The organism is Psychrobacter sp. VH5 (assembly GCF_050572635.1).
GTDB lineage: Bacteria > Pseudomonadota > Gammaproteobacteria > Pseudomonadales > Moraxellaceae > Psychrobacter > Psychrobacter celer.
Genome location: NZ_CP192145.1, coordinates 1416747 through 1433238, shown reverse-complemented (window position 1 = coordinate 1433238; position 16492 = coordinate 1416747). Strand labels below are relative to the sequence as shown.

General features: G+C 42.0%; 16 protein-coding genes. 9 read left to right on the top strand and 7 right to left on the bottom strand.

Annotated elements, in window-relative coordinates; translation table 11 throughout:
- Positions 1 to 344 precede the first annotated feature (344 nt).
- The 5 genes from ACNFVB_RS06090 to ACNFVB_RS06070 all read right to left on the bottom strand — a co-directional run bounded on the left by ACNFVB_RS06090 (position 345) and on the right by ACNFVB_RS06070 (position 6047).
- A complete protein-coding gene (locus ACNFVB_RS06090; protein ID WP_430738426.1) occupies positions 345 to 1118 on the bottom strand; it encodes an HAD family hydrolase in 774 nt (257 codons plus the stop codon).
- Positions 1118 to 2260, bottom strand: a complete 1143-nt coding sequence (locus tag ACNFVB_RS06085; RefSeq protein ID WP_430738425.1) for a TIGR03364 family FAD-dependent oxidoreductase — start codon at positions 2258 to 2260, stop codon at positions 1118 to 1120. Before ACNFVB_RS06085 ends, ACNFVB_RS06090 begins: the two co-directional genes overlap by 1 nt.
- A 105-nt stretch (positions 2261 to 2365) precedes the next feature.
- Positions 2366 to 3352: an ABC transporter substrate-binding protein gene (locus tag ACNFVB_RS06080; RefSeq protein WP_430738424.1), complete on the bottom strand. Its 987-nt coding sequence runs from the start codon at positions 3350 to 3352 to the stop codon at positions 2366 to 2368.
- A gap of 77 nt (positions 3353 to 3429) precedes the next feature.
- On the bottom strand, positions 3430 to 5112 hold the full coding sequence (locus ACNFVB_RS06075; RefSeq protein WP_430738423.1) for an ABC transporter permease subunit: 1683 nt from the start codon (positions 5110 to 5112) through the stop codon (positions 3430 to 3432).
- Between the two features lie 56 nt (positions 5113 to 5168).
- The gene (locus ACNFVB_RS06070; protein WP_430738422.1) at positions 5169 to 6047 is read right to left on the bottom strand and encodes an ABC transporter ATP-binding protein; all 879 of its coding nucleotides are present in this window, start codon (positions 6045 to 6047) and stop codon (positions 5169 to 5171) included.
- A gap of 257 nt (positions 6048 to 6304) precedes the next feature.
- On the opposite strand from ACNFVB_RS06070, the gene ACNFVB_RS06065 reads away from it, so the two are divergent.
- A complete protein-coding gene (locus ACNFVB_RS06065) occupies positions 6305 to 7180 on the top strand; it encodes a LysR family transcriptional regulator (protein WP_430738421.1) in 876 nt (291 codons plus the stop codon).
- Positions 7181 to 7460: 280 nt separating this feature from the next.
- Here the strand turns inward: ACNFVB_RS06065 and ACNFVB_RS06060 are convergent, their stop codons facing one another.
- A complete protein-coding gene (locus tag ACNFVB_RS06060; RefSeq protein WP_227673302.1) occupies positions 7461 to 7799 on the bottom strand; it encodes a hypothetical protein in 339 nt (112 codons plus the stop codon).
- A 342-nt stretch (positions 7800 to 8141) separates the two neighbouring features.
- Positions 8142 to 9059, bottom strand: a complete 918-nt coding sequence (locus ACNFVB_RS06055) for a LysR family transcriptional regulator (protein WP_060491266.1) — start codon at positions 9057 to 9059, stop codon at positions 8142 to 8144.
- A 198-nt stretch (positions 9060 to 9257) separates the two neighbouring features.
- Between ACNFVB_RS06055 and ACNFVB_RS06050 the strand changes: the two genes are divergently transcribed.
- The 8 genes from ACNFVB_RS06050 to pcaD all read left to right on the top strand — a co-directional run bounded on the left by ACNFVB_RS06050 (position 9258) and on the right by pcaD (position 16353).
- The gene (locus ACNFVB_RS06050; RefSeq protein ID WP_060491267.1) at positions 9258 to 10424 is read left to right on the top strand and encodes a muconate/chloromuconate family cycloisomerase; all 1167 of its coding nucleotides are present in this window, start codon (positions 9258 to 9260) and stop codon (positions 10422 to 10424) included.
- A gap of 43 nt (positions 10425 to 10467) precedes the next feature.
- Complete coding sequence (catC, locus tag ACNFVB_RS06045) at positions 10468 to 10758, top strand: muconolactone Delta-isomerase (RefSeq protein WP_060491268.1); 291 nt, start codon at positions 10468 to 10470, stop codon at positions 10756 to 10758.
- Between the two features lie 60 nt (positions 10759 to 10818).
- Complete coding sequence (gene catA / locus ACNFVB_RS06040) at positions 10819 to 11742, top strand: catechol 1,2-dioxygenase (protein WP_060491269.1); 924 nt, start codon at positions 10819 to 10821, stop codon at positions 11740 to 11742.
- Between the two features lie 250 nt (positions 11743 to 11992).
- Entirely contained in the window at positions 11993 to 12820 is an 828-nt protein-coding gene (locus ACNFVB_RS06035; protein ID WP_430738420.1) for a SphA family protein, read from the top strand.
- Between the two features lie 33 nt (positions 12821 to 12853).
- The gene (locus ACNFVB_RS06030; RefSeq protein WP_060491271.1) at positions 12854 to 13546 is read left to right on the top strand and encodes a 3-oxoacid CoA-transferase subunit A; all 693 of its coding nucleotides are present in this window, start codon (positions 12854 to 12856) and stop codon (positions 13544 to 13546) included.
- A 26-nt stretch (positions 13547 to 13572) separates the two neighbouring features.
- Positions 13573 to 14223, top strand: coding sequence for a 3-oxoacid CoA-transferase subunit B (locus ACNFVB_RS06025; RefSeq protein ID WP_060491272.1), 651 nt, complete (start codon positions 13573 to 13575; stop codon positions 14221 to 14223).
- Positions 14224 to 14257: 34 nt separating this feature from the next.
- The gene (pcaF, locus tag ACNFVB_RS06020) at positions 14258 to 15490 is read left to right on the top strand and encodes a 3-oxoadipyl-CoA thiolase (RefSeq protein ID WP_430738419.1); all 1233 of its coding nucleotides are present in this window, start codon (positions 14258 to 14260) and stop codon (positions 15488 to 15490) included.
- Positions 15491 to 15576: 86 nt separating this feature from the next.
- A complete protein-coding gene (gene pcaD, locus ACNFVB_RS06015) occupies positions 15577 to 16353 on the top strand; it encodes a 3-oxoadipate enol-lactonase (protein WP_430738418.1) in 777 nt (258 codons plus the stop codon).
- Positions 16354 to 16492 lie beyond the last annotated feature (139 nt).

Genomic DNA, 16492 nt, shown 5'->3' with positions numbered 1-16492 from the left:
ATAGTTAAATATTAGGGTAATACCACAGCGTAGCAAAAAATATCTCGTCTGAGGTCTCTAAATAGTTTTGAAATTATCAAAGACTAAAGCTTATTCATCGAATCGTATAATGGATGTCAGGCTGTATTTAAGGTCATGTACTTAGCAGCCTAGCAAGCGTCGATCCGTGACTGGACGTCTGTTTTAGATCTCTTTATGTTTGATGACTGTATCAATAAGCCTGTAATCTAAACGTCAATTACACATAATCTGAGATATTTTATCCAAATTAAAAAAGCCATAAAAGTCATTGCTCTTATGGCTTTACTATTTTTTATAGATTGAAGCTTAGACTTAGCTTTGAGTTAAATGAAATCCTTTAATTCAGTCAGCTTGTCTAAAACCGCATCAGGTGAATATTTCACTAGCTGCTGCTCATTTTGTGCACCAGATAGCACACCTAACACTATCCCACACCCTGCATTCCTACCCTCTTCAATATCGATACCACTATCCCCTGCTTTTAACACCTGCTGTGAATTATCAACATTGAACTGTTTCATCGCAAGAGTAATCATATCAGGGCCTGGACGGCCATTGTCTACATCATCGGCTGTTACTAGTGCATCTACTTGATCCCCCACAGACCAACCTAAGATAGTCAAAATTTTATTAGCAGTCTTAGCATCATATCCTGTATTTAATACCACATGACGACCGCTCGCCTTTAACTGCTTGAACAACTCTGACATGCCCTCAAACTCAGATAAGGTGTCCTCGCTATAAGCAGTTTCAAGATTGACTTTAAAGGCTGCAAACGCCGTATCCGTTAACGATTCAATGCAAGCATCAGATAAATCTAGCATGTCCAAAATATCGTGGATGGCGTTGCGTTTTTCCTTCCCTGCACCATATTCTAAACATAACTCAAGACTCACTTGCTTATCTGACTTGCCAGCACGCATCAGTACTTCATTGATGGCATTACGTACGGTTTTATATACTAGGTTACCTTCATCTACTGTTGTGCCAGCCATATCAAACACACAGAGCCTAATATCAAAAAATTTATTTTTAATACTATTTAAACTATCACTATGTGAGCTGCTGCTTGTTACATTATTCTTTACTGTATTCATTACTTTGATTCCAATACCAATTCAATTAACTCTTCGCCAAATGCGAAACCTGTTGATGCCCCTGTACCACTGGTGACTGCACCGACCACAACACCTTTTTCAGGTGATGTCTTAAATACCACGTCATCCGCACTTGGATATACACCCAACCAGTGCTGAGTAATGTCTATCTCACCAATATCCATCACCTGCTTAAATTCATTAATGATTAGGTCATCAATTTGAGTGTCTCTAAACGGTAGTTCTCTATCACTATAATCATGACTATCGCCAATGATTAGTGAGCCATCTTCAGACTGAACCACAATTAGGTGGACACCTGCTTGACGCTTTACACTTTGAATATCGTCAAGTAAGGTTTTTAGTATCGTAGCTTCAGGTAACTGAGCAAATCCGTCATAACGGGCAAAGCTTAAATCTGACATGACAGCGGCATTTAATCTAAATGCTTTTTTGGGCATGACTCGCATCATATTTAGTGTGCACATCTTAGCTTTGGTCTTAGCGAATACTTGTGGATATAAGCCAGTAAAGTCAGCTCCTGGGCAGACCACACAGTGCTCAGCGTTAAGGACACCACGGCTGGTATGCACTTTTGGTAATTCCACCGAAGTCACCGTGGTATGATTATAAAAGTCCACACTCTGCGTCTCTTGTAACCAATGAGCCAGCTTAGCAATTGCAGTATTGGACTCCACTCTAAGCTCATGCGGGCTATATAACACCCCTTCTCCCTTGTTCAAATAAGGCGCGGCTTCATTAATTTCAGACTGTGTCAGTAGTCGGCACCCCTCACCCATTTCCGTATCTAAAAAAGCTTGTGCAACATCTACCGCTTCAGGTCGCTGCATTAACATATGCAGACCGATATGCTCTACCTGAATACCTGCTTTTGGCGCAATCTCGGCCCAAACATTACGCGAGTGCATGGCGCGTTGCCAATGCTCACCTCGACGCTGACCACTAACGGTCACAAATCCAAAATTACGAACAGAAGCATCTTTGTTCTGAGATTGGCGTTCTACAACTGCAACACTCAGCCCCTTTTTAACGGCGGCGTAGGCGCTTGCCAGCCCAACGATGCCCCCACCTACGACGACGACATCGTATGTTTTATCAGAAAGTATTTTGCTCATTGTCATACCTGCTCTTCCCATAATACATCTTTATTAATTAGCCCTCTACTTGCTTAACCTATGAACTAATATAGCTAAGCATGAGTGGGCATTATTTTGATTCAACTAAAATTACTCACCGTGGAAAAAAGCACGGTGCTTATCTAACAGCTCGGCAGTTAATGGCTCTGGATAGGTCTTAGAGTTATCAATCTGATTTTCAGCAGCTACTGTCTCACCGTCATACACAATATTTGGATAAATTTCTAATAAACCCGGGCGAGCTTTAGTGACAATTAACTCAGCCATTTTCATTGCTTTAGGATTGGTTTTCTCTCCTTTATCAATAACAGCAACCGATTCAGTCAATGTGTAATTACCTTCACTAGGATCAACAAAATCAATTGGTAAACCTTTTGCCTTATTAGCGACTGCCTGATGACGTAGACCGAAACCGATAGGCACCTCACCTGCCATTACCTTTTTAAGAGGACCAGAGCCAGATAGCTCTAAATTAGGTCCTGCGTTTTCACGAATAGCATTCATGATTTGTTGACCTTCAGCATCGGTGCCATATTCAGCAGCAATATCCTGTACAAACAACCAACCGGTTGATGAACCATGTGGATCAACCATAGAAATTTGATTTTTATAAATAGGATTCGCTAAGTCTTTGGCACTGGTAGGTATGGGGAGATTATTAGCTTCTACCTCTTTGGTATTGAGTAAAATAGCACCCGTAAAGCTGAGAATCGGTGCATAGTAATTAGGCGTCGCAATCTGTGGGTTTGCTGTAAATGCTAACGCTTTAAACATCGGGTTCTTTGCTTGAGCACTTTCGATATAAAACGAGCTCATTGTCACCATATCAGCTTCAATATTTTTTCCTTCTGCTAATAGTCGTCCCCCAAGCTCACCTGTTCCGAATGATTGAAATATGTATTGACCTTCAAAGCCTGCCTCATCAAGCACCTCTTGAATAACCTCGACTGCCTCTTCATCAGCATTACTATAAATAATCACCTCCTCGCCAGCTGTATCGTCCGAGCTTTGCGACCCACAACCTGCTACTAAAACTCCACAAGTCAATCCCGTTACTATCGTTTTGAATAAATTCATTGTTTTCCCTGATTATTTGAATAGTTAAAAATTAAATTAGTTTTCGTAATATCAACGCCTAAACTGTGTTGAAATATCTAAGCGACCGTCGTCACTGTGGTTTTTTTCACTTTTATTTTTGTTGTGCCATACATGCTTCTGGTATAAAGATATCGCGCCACTACGAAGAATATTAATGCCGTGATATTTGTGAGTAGCACCATCAGTGACAGGATAAAGATTTCATCAAAGCGGGCGAAGTGCTGTAGTTCAACAATTTTTGTAGTTAGCACCATCGTCTTCGCACCTGAAATAAATATCACAGCACTGATGCTGACCATTGCACTGATAAAGAAGTACGAGGCCACTTCGATAAGTGTAAATATTGAGTTGGGTACAACAATTCGGCGTAAAGACTGTAGCCATGAGTCTCCAAGTAAAGAAGCTGTGGTCTCCCAACCTAAGTTCATTTTTGATAGTGCGTTTTTACTCATGAGATAAGGTGTTGAGAAGTAATGAATGATATTACTAATCACAATAATAAAGATGGTGTTAGATATAGATGAGCCTGAGAAAACCATCAGATAAGCAATACCAATAACCATACCTGGCACTGTATTGGTCACTAAAGCTGAGCTTTCGATCGTCAACTTACCTATCTTGAATAGCCCTGAACGCTCGTATATCAACGCGGCAACATAGGTAATAATGGTGCCAAAAACAGCCGTTAGGGTCGCAACAATAAGTGAATTTTTATACACTCGCATTAGGTTCGAGGACTCAATCACCTTAGTAAATGTGTCTGTACTAAACGCCATCTCGTAAGGCCATGTCTTAATCCATGGAATGATGAATATCACAGCAAATACGAATAACAGCGAAATCAAAATGCCACTGGACAACACACCCAGAATTCTGTCTTTAACTTTAGAGGTAGGCAAGTCAAAATGCTCTACTGAGTCATACCTGACATTAAATCGAGACACATACCAAAGCAGTAGAATGCTCAAAATAGAGGGGATTAACATAAATAAGGCAACCACAGATCCCTTTTCAAACGAGGGAGATGCACCCAGTATTTGGGTATAAAGCTCAGTGGCGATAACCTTGTACTGACCACCAATAGAGGCTGGAATACCAAAGTCAGTAAAGGCCAAAAAGAAGCATTGAATAATAGCAGCTGCAAAAGTACCAATTAAGGGACGAATGACCGTCATATCTATCTGGCGTAAACGTGAATCGCCCATCAGTTCTGATACGATTACAAACTTCTTATCCAAATATTGAAAGGTATTGTTAAGCAGTAAAAAGGCTATTGGCAAGGTATAGATGGTGTAGCCAAGCCACATACCATAGAAACCATATATGTCTTCAAACAACTGAAAGCCAATTATCTTGGTGAGCAGACCTTGCTTACCAAAGGTGTAAATAATAGCAAATCCATAAGTCACTGTTGGCAATAGCATAGGGAACAGTGATGCAAGCTTAATGATTTGTTTAAAACCGTTTGGTAAGTTAGTCCAGTGCACCGTATAGGCAAGGATAAATGCCAAAAAAGTGGCACTCATCGCACTAACAATGGCGACAAAAAAACTATTCAACATCACTTGTCTAAAGTCATTACTGCTGATGATATCGACGTAGTGGCTTAGACCTAATCCATCAGCCACATTAAATGACAGCATCAACATTTTGCCCAAAGGCACAAACATAAAGACGAGAAATAGCGCACCAATGAAAAGCCACGAAGCTTTCATTAGCGGTGAGTTATTAAGTTTCATAATGACCTACGCGCGAAATAAGGAAGTTTTGAGAGACCAGCGTTGGCCTAGTGCGATTAACCTTTGGAGGTGTCTTTAATTGATTTAGTAGCTGTGCGCTGGATTATGGAATTGGTATCTGCAGTGACTGAGCTGCCATCTAGCACAGGTCTCATTTGAGTGTATTTTTCTAAAGGGTCAGTTGGCACACTGTCCTCTTCAAATAGGCTCAAGATATTACGGCGTTTGATATTTAGCTGATTTAAGATAAAGCTTTTAACAAAGTCATTGGCAGGGTTTTGGATGATTTCTGATGGCTTAGCATATTGAGCTACTTTGCCGTCTGATAACAACAAAATACGATCAGAGAGTGTCATCGCTTCTTCAGGATCATGTGTCACAATCAAAGTGGTTAGCTCATAACGCTCTGCAATCTCACGAATACGTGCCTTAATGGTCTCTTTAATAACCCCATCTAAGGCAGATAAAGGCTCATCTAATAATAAAATTTTAGGCTTCATCACTAAAGTACGCGCTAATGCAACACGCTGCTTTTGTCCCCCAGAGAGCTGGCTGATTCGCTTGTTCAAATGCGGCTTAATCTCCAAAAGGTCAACCAGCTCATCAACCTCTGCTTGCGTACTTACGTTAGGTCTATTACGTAGCCCATATTCAATATTCTGCTTTACGTTCAAGTTAGGAAACAAAGCATAGTCTTGGAATACAATATTGAAACCTCTATGCTTCATAGGCACACGTGTGATGTCTTCCTTATCATAGACAAGTCGACCAGAACTAATATCGGTTAGACCTAAAATAATATGCAGCAGCGTGGTTTTCCCACAGCCAGATGGGCCCAATATTGAAACAATCTCACCCTTATTTACTTTTAGGGAGATATCCTCAAAAATAACTTTGCCATCATACTTCTTAGTCACATTTCTTAGTTCTAACATAATTCAAGCCCAAACTTATATTTTGGTATTAGCAGTGAGTGATAGCTCAAGCAAATACATTTAGGTAAATTGTTCAATGCTTTAATCGTTTACACGTAACTAATATAGAAGATGAATATGACAGTTTGGCGTCAAATATAAGGTTAGCTTATACATTTAATCATTCAGTCTTATTTATCGTGTATAACTTCTCGTACTTCCCGGAGATAAGCCTGACAATCTCTGTAATTGAAACCTATATGAAAGACGGGGGTCATATGACGAAGAAACCTTACACCTATAATCAGCTAAACATCTTAAACTCTGTGCTTGAGGAAGGTAATTACACGCAGGCGGCTAAACGTTTGGGTGTGTCTCAATCTGCCATTAGCCAAGCATTATCTACGCTTGAAAACAATCTTGGGTTTAAGCTATTTATGCAGCGTGGCAGGCACTTTGTGCCAACAGATTACTGCTTAGAGCTTGGAACGTTAACGAGTAAAGTGCAAGCAGTTGAAGACGAACTAGATCAGCTGATTCAAAGAAGTAAAGTTTTTGAATCAGCTATATTGAAGGTAGGTCTATGCAGCCCGCTGCCGGGCACTGAAATTATTAAGCAGTTTAGTAAGCGCTATCCCAAGCTACAGACTGAAATCTATTTTGGTAATTTCCATGAAACGTTTAGTAGAGTGGTTAACGGTCAGGTAGATGTTGGTATTCTTGCAAATGTTCCAAAAAGTGACAAGTTACAGTTTAAGAAATGTTCTACCCAAAGGCTTGTTGCTTTGTGCTCACCGAACCATGCTTTTGCATCAAGAGAATCTATAAGCTTAACTGAATTAGCGACTGAAACTGTTATATTCCGCACACACGGCTCCACCACTCAAAAGCTTATAAATGAGGCGCTAGCAAAAATTAATTTAGAGATAATCCCTACGTATATCGTAAACACCCAAGAAAGTGTTTACGATGCCGTTTACCAGAACTTAGGTGTCGGATTTGCATGGAGCGAAAGCGCAATCAGAAAAGGTGGTTTTGTGAAGGTACCCATTGCGGAGCTACCTTCAGACTATGATGAGGTGGTTTTTTCACTCAAAAATGTAAACAATTTAGTGGTGACTGCTTTGATGAACTCTTTAGATGCTTCTGGTTAGACTATTTGAAAAAAGCATCCTAATGTTTTCAATATATACGTATCTTGCGAATTAAGTTTTTTGCTTCGTATTCATTTACTGTAATGTACCTTTATGTATGCGATTCGATGAAGTTAAACGGTACTATTAAGGGCATAACTAACGACAATATCTTATTTAATAATGATGGTAAAGAATTCACTTGGCCGTTACTGACTGAATATTGTCGTCTTCTTGAGTGAAGAAGCTAAGCAATGCTGAACATTCATAGGGTTACACCTCTGTTGCTAAATACTCTAACCTACACTCTCCCTGCCCCGCGACTAGATGCTTCACTATTCTCAACCAATATAGCCGCTGCTGTTTTTTTGAGTATCGCCCATTGTTCGTCATCGACATAGATACCCTCTTTCCATGCGCGCTGATGAGTCTCAAACAGCTCGTCTGTCGATATTTTACGATCGAAATGCTGGATATCATGTTCGATATCGAAGTTTTGAGTCGCAACCTCAATAACCATATTATTGGTATTGTAGTTGGACTGTGGTTTGTCGAAAAAGTAAAGATCAGGATAGACAAACCCTTGATTCAATGTAAATAACGTATGCTTGGGCACAGAGCCATTATCCCATTTGGCCAAACAAGCATAGCCTTTTTGTGTGAGACATTCATCCGAATATCACCCCACTGTTTTACCATAAAACTCTTTTACTCTGTTGATTCGAAAATCACCTAAATGCTATTGTTTATATAGTGCAGAAGACTGAGGTATGAAATCCACTTTTCTCAGGTGGTGTTGTTAATATTGGAGTTTGACCAGGTGTCTTAATCACTAATACCTTCTAACAACTATGGTGAAGTAAGATGTCGTTGACATCCCTACGTCAAAACGAGCAGCACTTTATATATAATAAAACTGTTGCATGATTTTATCCTTAAGCGAGTCAATATTAGGAAGCTTAACGAATAGTGAGTAAATTGCTTAAATCTCTTCACGCCGATAAACAAACTCCTCTTCATCATATAACTTGTAGGTGACATCGAGTAGCGTTTTTAGCAAATCCGACTTATCAAAATGACGGACATTCATAATAACTGGCGACGTTAATAATCCATCTTCTAATGGAATATAACCAATCTCTGTACCGCGTAGGTTCTTAAGCGCTTGAGGCACAATGGTGATCCCTTCTCCTGCAGCTACTAAACCTAAAGCCACATGCAATTCGCTGACTTCTGAAAATGAATTTGGCTCAATATTGCGTTCCTCAAACAAACTCAAAACAAAGTCAATAAAACTAGGGCGCGGTGCCTTTGGATATAATAATAGATTCTCATTAGCTAGATCAGCGATAGTTATAGTGCTTTGTCGTCGTTGAATGATGGGATGATCAATAGGAGTGGCTACCACTAAGCTCTCCTCTCTCAGTAAAATACGTCTCACCGCAGCGTCTTCAAAAAATAATCTTCCAAACCCCACATCTATCTTGCCATTTGTCAGTGCTTGCGTTTGCTGCCACGAATTTAACTCGTGAAGCTTTATTTCTATATTAGGATATACCTTGCGAAATCGGGAGATCACTCTTGGTAACGTTCCGTATAAAATCGACGCCACAAAACCTATAGACAAAGAGCCATCAAACTTCCCTTTACGCATAGTCATCGCTCGAAGATTATCAGACTTTTTTAGAATCTGTATGGCATGCTCGTAAAAAAAGACCCCTGCTTCAGTTAACTTAAGAGGCCGTTGATCACGATCAATCAAAAGTACACCCATCTCTTCTTCTAACTGTTTTATCTGACGACTAAGCGGTGGCTGTGATATAAAAAGCCGCTCAGCCGCTTTACTAAAGCTCTTCTCTTCTGCCATTGCGACAAAATAACGTAAATGTCTAAGTTCCATACCGTTATCCTTATTATCATTTTTTTAATTATCATTAGGTTGTCAATCAACTTTGTCCGTCTATTTAACCCTTGTATTACCACCATACTATACCTAAAAGGTATAAAAAAGCATCATATAAGGTCTTAGACACGGCAGTTTATAAGTCTTATAGTTAATAACAAGCATAATAACTAATTAATCAAAGGTTAGCGCAATATGATTCGTTCAATTACGACATTGCTGGTTCCGATACCTACCATTCGAGCTCATAAACTTGCTTGTACGGTAATGAATGAGCAGACATTAGTCTTAGTTCATATTCAAACAGAAGATGGGCTTGAAGGTTGGGGCGAAGCGACAACCATCGGTGGGCTCAACTATGCAGAAGAGAGCCCACATAGTATCAAGACCAATATAGACACTTACTTCACGCCTTTGTTATTAAAAGAAGCCCCTACTTCCACTGCCAAAGCTATGCAGTTACTAAACCAGCATATCAGTGGTAATCGCTTTGCGAAATGCGCAATTGAAACCGCACTACTCGATATCGAGGGCAAACGTCTTGGCATACCGGTCAGTGAGTTATTAGGTGGCCGTGTACGTAATGAGCTTGAAGTGGCATGGACACTTGCCAGCGGTAATACTGATCAAGATATTAGCGAAGCAAAACAGATGATCGAACAAAAAAAGCACCGGATTTTCAAATTGAAAATTGGCAGTAACCCTATTAATGAAGACGTTTCTCATGTACTGGCTATCAAGCAAGCTATACCAGAGTATCGTGTCACCGTCGATGTCAATCAAGCATGGACTGAGCTTGAAGCCATGAGCGCAATCAAGCGTCTGCAAGCTGGCGGGGTAGATTTAATAGAACAACCTATCTCTATGCGTAATCAGGCGGGACTGAAACGTTTAAAAGAGCATTTTGAGGTGGCCATCATGGCCGATGAGATTGTCCAAGATCCACAAAATGCTTTTCGTTTAGCAATTGATCATTGCGCTGATGTCTTTGCAGTCAAAATCAACCAAGCTGGTGGACTAAAGGCGGCCTGCCTCATTGGACAAATGGCACAGCTTGCAGGAATAGAATTATACGGTGGTACGATGTTAGAGGGCCCCATTGGCACGGCCGCATCGGCTCATGTGTTCTCAACTTACCCTAGTTTAAATTTTGATACTGAACTATTTGGACCGTTACTTCTTACAGACGATATTTTAGCTCGTCCGCTAAATTACCATAACTTTGGACTGACTGTCCCAACAGGTTCTGGGCTCGGTATCGAGGTGGATCGCGATAAAGTCTATCATTATGCAGGACTCCGCCTATCAGCGGTATCAAATACAAACTCTCAACCCTACCTTGCTGCTGAAAATAGCTTATAACGAATCAAATGTTTAACTATCTCAAAACCATAAGGAAAGAGTAATGCTATATCACGTACGAATGGATGTCTTAATACCAAACGATATGGATGCTGATAAAGTTGCAGAACTAAAAGCCACTGAAAAAGCACTATCACAAGAATTGCAAAAGCAAGGCAAATGGCGTCATATTTGGCGATTGGCTGGCGAGTACTCAAATTTTAGTATCTTCGATGTTGAGAGCAATGAAGAGCTGCACGATATCATGATGTCATTACCTCTTTATCCTTACATGAAAGTAGAAGTGACGCCACTACTTCGTCACCCATCATCTGTTCGTGAAGATGACAGCTAAAACGATTGAACGACCACGAGGATATCCTCACAAATCAGGTTAAACCCAAGGAGAAAGGACATGGAACACAAGCAGATTGAAAAATTGGCTGAACAGTTCATTAAAGGCAAGATCGACTTCCCTGAGAAAGTTAATCCACGTGTGCAAGAAATCACCCTGCGCATTGTGACCGATTTAATGAAAACGATTAATGATCTAAATATCACTGCTGATGAATACTGGACTGGTGTGTCTTACATTGGCGATTTAGGCAAAGAAGCCGGCCTTTTATCACCAGGTTTAGGTTTTGATCATTTCATGGATTTAATGATTGAAGAAGATATGAAAGCGGCTGGATTAGAAGGTGGCACAATACGTACCATTGAAGGGCCACTATATGTAGCAGGTGCTCCTGAAGAAAAAGGCTTTGCGCGGCTTGATGATGGTACTGAAGATGAAGAAGGCACAGTGCTATTTATGCAAGGATATGTTTATGACGAAGATGGCAATCCTATTCCGAATGCTAAAGTAGAGGCATGGCATGCCAACACCTTAGGTAACTACTCTTTCTTCGATGAATCGCAACCTGACTTTAATCTACGTCGTACCATCATTACTGATGGTGATGGCAAGTATGCTTTTCGTAGTATTGTGCCACTGGGTTACTCAGTACCACCAGGTGGCATGACGGATAAAGTATTAAGTGCTTTAGGACGTCATGGTAATCGCCCTGCTCACATTCACTTCTTCGCTAGTGCTGAAGGTATGCGCAAATTAACCACGCAGATCAATATTGATGGTGATGAATACCTTTGGGATGACTTTGCTTTTGCCAGTCGTGAAGGCTTAGTACCGGAAGTCACTATGGTTGACGACGCTGATAATCTCAAAGAAAAAGGCCTTGATAAGCCTTATGCTTCAATCGATTTCGACTTCCATCTGTTAAAAAACAGTAAAGCTGATGTACAAGGTAGTGAAGTAGAACGTCGCCGTGCACAAGGGTAGATAGTATATTTTGTTAAATACTTAGCTTCTTCAGGTATTTACATAAAAGTCATGACTAATAATCTCAATATCTACTTGATACCACGCCCTGCTGTGGTATCAAGTTTAACTTTCGGCAAGCACTCATTATTTTCAATCCAATATCTAATCTTTTTTAACTCACTAATCCATTCATGAACTTGTTGTCTAATATAAACACTAATCTTAAGTTTTAGACAATCATAAAATAAAATATGAACAAGGATGTTCTATGAAAAATACGATGAATAAAATCGCCCTACTTACGATCGCTGCTAGCTTGTCATTTACCGTCCATGCTTCTGACTCTCACTATGTCCCAGGCATTGAAGGAATAAAAGCAAGTGTAGTACCGCCACCTGGGGTGTATTACAGAGGCTATCTCGTAAATTATAGCGCTGATGAAAATGAGGCGTTACCAGATGACAGCGAGGTTAATGTTACTGCCCTTGCCAATCGAGCGATATGGGTCACACCGCAAAAGGTATTAGGTGGCGACTTAACACTTGAAGCTGTTCTCCCTTTATTAAGAACTGACCTTGAAGTTGGTGGCCAAAATATTGACGAGCGTACAGGACTAGGTGATTTATACGTGGGCGGCGTAATTGGTTGGCACGATGACAGATGGGATGCAGTCACTGGCGTTGGCTACTGGGCAGACACAGGCGACTTTGATGCGACACGCGTTGCAAGTCCAGGAAAGGGCTATGATTCGGTCATGCTGACCCTTGGCGGTAACGTCAAGCTCAATCAACAAGGTGACATTAATCTCAGCGCCTTAAGTCGTTATGAGATGCCGAACGGTGATGACTTAGATGACGAACTGATTGTTGAATGGGGTCTGAGCAAAAGTTACGGCTTGCTAGATGTCGGTTTGGTCGGTTATAACACTTTTGAGACTGGCGATGGCGACGAAGAAAGAAACGCCTTAGGACTATCCATGGGCTACTTTTCACCGCCTAACCTACTAGGTGGGGATGTCGCCGTGTATAAAGAGTATTCAAATAAAAATACTTTTGAGGGAGAGGTGATCAGAGCGTCGCTAACCAAAGTATTCTAAAGATTTCCATAAGATCTAAAATAGGGTCAAACTATGATAAATAAAGCCGAAAAAAGTATGACTAAGGTGCTCAGTCAAATCAAAGACGGCGCTACCATTATGATTGGTGGTTTTGGGACGGCAGGACAACCTGCCGAACTGATTGATGCGCTCATTGATTTGGGTGTTAAAGATTTAGTGATTATTAACAATAATGCAGGCAATGGTGATCATGGTCTTGCCAAACTATTAAAAACAGGGGCAGTGCGCAAAATTATTTGCTCGTTCCCGCGTCAGTCAGACTCTTGGGTATTTGACGAGCTATATCATGCGGGAAAAATCGAGCTTGAGCTGGTACCACAAGGCAATCTGGCCTGCCGTATTCAAGCAGCTGGCATGGGACTTGGTGCGGTATATACGCCAACTGGCTTTGGTACTTTGCTGGCAGAAGGTAAAGAGACGCGCCATATCGATGGCAAGGACTATGTGCTTGAATATCCAATCAAAGCAGATTTTGCCTTGATCAAAGCGGATAAGGGCGATCGCTGGGGCAATTTAGTCTATCGTAAATCGGCACGTAACTTTGGTCCAATCATGGCCATGGCAGCTGACGTGACGATCGCTCAAGTCTCTAGTAGTGTCGATCTGGGTGAGCTTGATCCTGAACACATCATCACACCAGGTATCTTTGTGCAACATGTGGTGCAAATCGAGCCGACACATGCTACTACCGCAGCCAGCGCTTAATACGGTCAATCATAAGGAGCGTCATCATGAGCCATACATTACTCACACGGGATCAAATCGCTGAGCGTGCTGCCCGAGATATTCCAGATGGTGCCTATGTCAATTTGGGCATAGGACTACCCACAAAAATTGCAAAGTATTTACCTGCTGATAAGGATGTGTTTTTGCATTCAGAAAATGGCCTGCTGGCTTTTGGCCCTCCCCCTGCCAAAGGTGAAGAAGATCCAGAACTGATCAATGCCGGAAAAGAATACGTCACCATGTTAGATGGCGGTAGCTTCTTTCACCATGGCGACTCGTTTGCCATGATGCGCGGCGGCCATATTGATATTTGCGTATTGGGTGCGTTTCAAGTTGCAGCCAATGGTGACTTGGCCAACTGGAGCACTGGTGCAGAAGGTGCAATACCTGCTGTCGGCGGGGCTATGGACTTAGCCGTCGGTGCCAAAAAAGTCTTTGTAATGACCAATCACACGACTAAAACAGGCGAACCCAAGATCGTCAGTGAGCTTACTTTTCCTGTCACTGGCAAGGGCTGCGTCGATCGAATTTTCACCGACCTGTGTGTCATCGACGTGACTGATAAAGGGCTGGTAGTGACTGAAATGGTAGATAACCTAAGCTTTAATGACTTACAAGCGGTAACGGGTGCCACCCTCATTGACGCGACTAAATAGAAACATCTCATAATTAAAACTTAGGATAACCGCTATGTTCGATTCAACTACTGGTTTAAACAACGCCTATATTATTGATGCCATTCGCACGCCTTTTGGACGTTACGGTGGTGCTCTAGCCCCTATACGTGCCGATGATTTGGGCGCTATTCCTATTAAAGCCTTGATGGAACGCAATACCAATGTCGATTGGGTGCAAGTAGATGATGTTATTTACGGCTGTGCCAATCAAAGCGGTGAGGACAATCGTAACGTCGGGCGCATGTCATCATTGCTCGCAGGTCTTCCTTATCAAGTGCCTGCTACTACGGTCAACCGCTTATGCGGCTCATCAATGGATGCGTTAGCGATAGCGGCGCGTGCGATTAAAGCCGGAGAAGCAAGTCTCATTATCGCAGGCGGCGTTGAGAGCATGAGCCGTGCGCCATTTGTGATGGGAAAATCAGTCAAAGCATTTGGGCGTGGTCAAAAGCTTGAAGACACAACCATGGGCTGGCGCTTTATCAACCCAAAGCTCGACGAGTTATATGGCACGGAGACCATGCCACAAACGGCGGAAAATGTCGCTGAGCAGTTCAACATCAATCGTGCTGACCAAGATGCCTTTGCACTACGCAGCCAACAACGTACCAATGCTGCACAAGCATCAGGTTTTTTCAAAGACGAGATTGTCCCAGTCATCATCCCGCAGCGCAAAGGCGATGCAGTCATTGTCGATAAAGATGAGCATCCTCGTGCAGACACCACGCTTGAGAAATTAACCAAACTGCGTGCCATCGTCAAAGAAAATGGCACAGTGACGGCGGGTAATGCCTCAGGTATTAATGATGGTGCGGCGGCTTTTTTAATAGCTTCAGAGCAAGCGGTGAAACAGTTTAACTTAAAGCCGCGTGCGCGTATTTTGACTTCCACCACAGTAGGTGTTGAACCGCGTATTATGGGCTTTGCGCCTGCACCCGCGATCAAAAAACTACTGGCACAAACCGGATTGTCTCTTGATGAGATAGATGTTATTGAATTAAATGAAGCCTTTGCAGCGCAATCACTAGCTTGCACGCGTGACTTGGGATTAGCTGACGATAGCGAGCGTGTCAATCCGAATGGCGGTGCGATTGCGCTTGGTCACCCACTTGGCGCATCCGGCGCACGTTTGATTTTGACAGCACTCAATCAACTTGAGAAAACGGATAAGCGTTATGCCATATGTTCGATGTGTATTGGGGTGGGACAAGGTATCGCCATGATTATTGAACGTGCTGAGTATTGATCAATAAATAACCAATCATCGTAGCCATAACCCGATGCGCCACTACCATCATAATCACCCCAAAATGACAAATAAGGATGATCGTTATGTCTGTACTTGAAAATAAAAACGTTACCTTAAACTATGCCACTTTTGGTGATAGCCGTAACCCTGCGCTTATATTCTCCAACTCTTTAGGTACCAGCTACCACATGTGGCAGCCGCAAATTGATGCTTTGCAAAAGGATTATTTCATCATCTGTTATGACACCCGTGGTCATGGTAAGTCCTCTGCACCCAAAGGCCCTTATAGCTTAGATCAGCTTGGACAAGACGTCATTGATTTGCTCGATCACTTGAATATTGATAAAGCGTTCTTTTGTGGCATCTCAATGGGCGGCATGACGGGCCAGTGGCTAGCCGTCCATTATCCTAACCGCTTCTATCACTTGTTGCTGTGCAATACTGCCGCCAAGATTGGTAATGAGGCGGCGTGGATAGCGCGCGCTCAATTGGTTCGCGCGCAAGGTTTGGATTCTATCGCCGCTACAGCCGCATCGCGCTGGTTTACTGAGGGCTTTATCAGTAACCATCCTGATATCGTCAACGCCTTGTCTGACACTCTTGCCGCTAACAGTAGCGAAGGTTATGCCAGCTGCTGTGAGGCGCTGGCTGTCGCTGATACTCGCGAGCAGTTAAAAGATATCGATGTCGCGATTACGGTGGTGGCAGGTACTAAAGATTCAGTGACGACGGTTGCCGATGGTCAATATATGGTCGATCATATTCCTAACGCCACGCTTGCCACGATTGACGCGTCACACATCTCAAACATTGAGCAACCACAAGTATTCAATCAAACTATTCATAAACACTTTGCCTAAATAAGTATTTTATTTAAATAAACATAATGCTTAAACCGATTAAAATGACTCGCTTTAAACGATAACTAAAAAACCCCGACATTTATGTCGGGGTTTTTTATGTAAGTATATATTGAGAAAAATATGACAAGCTTATGAC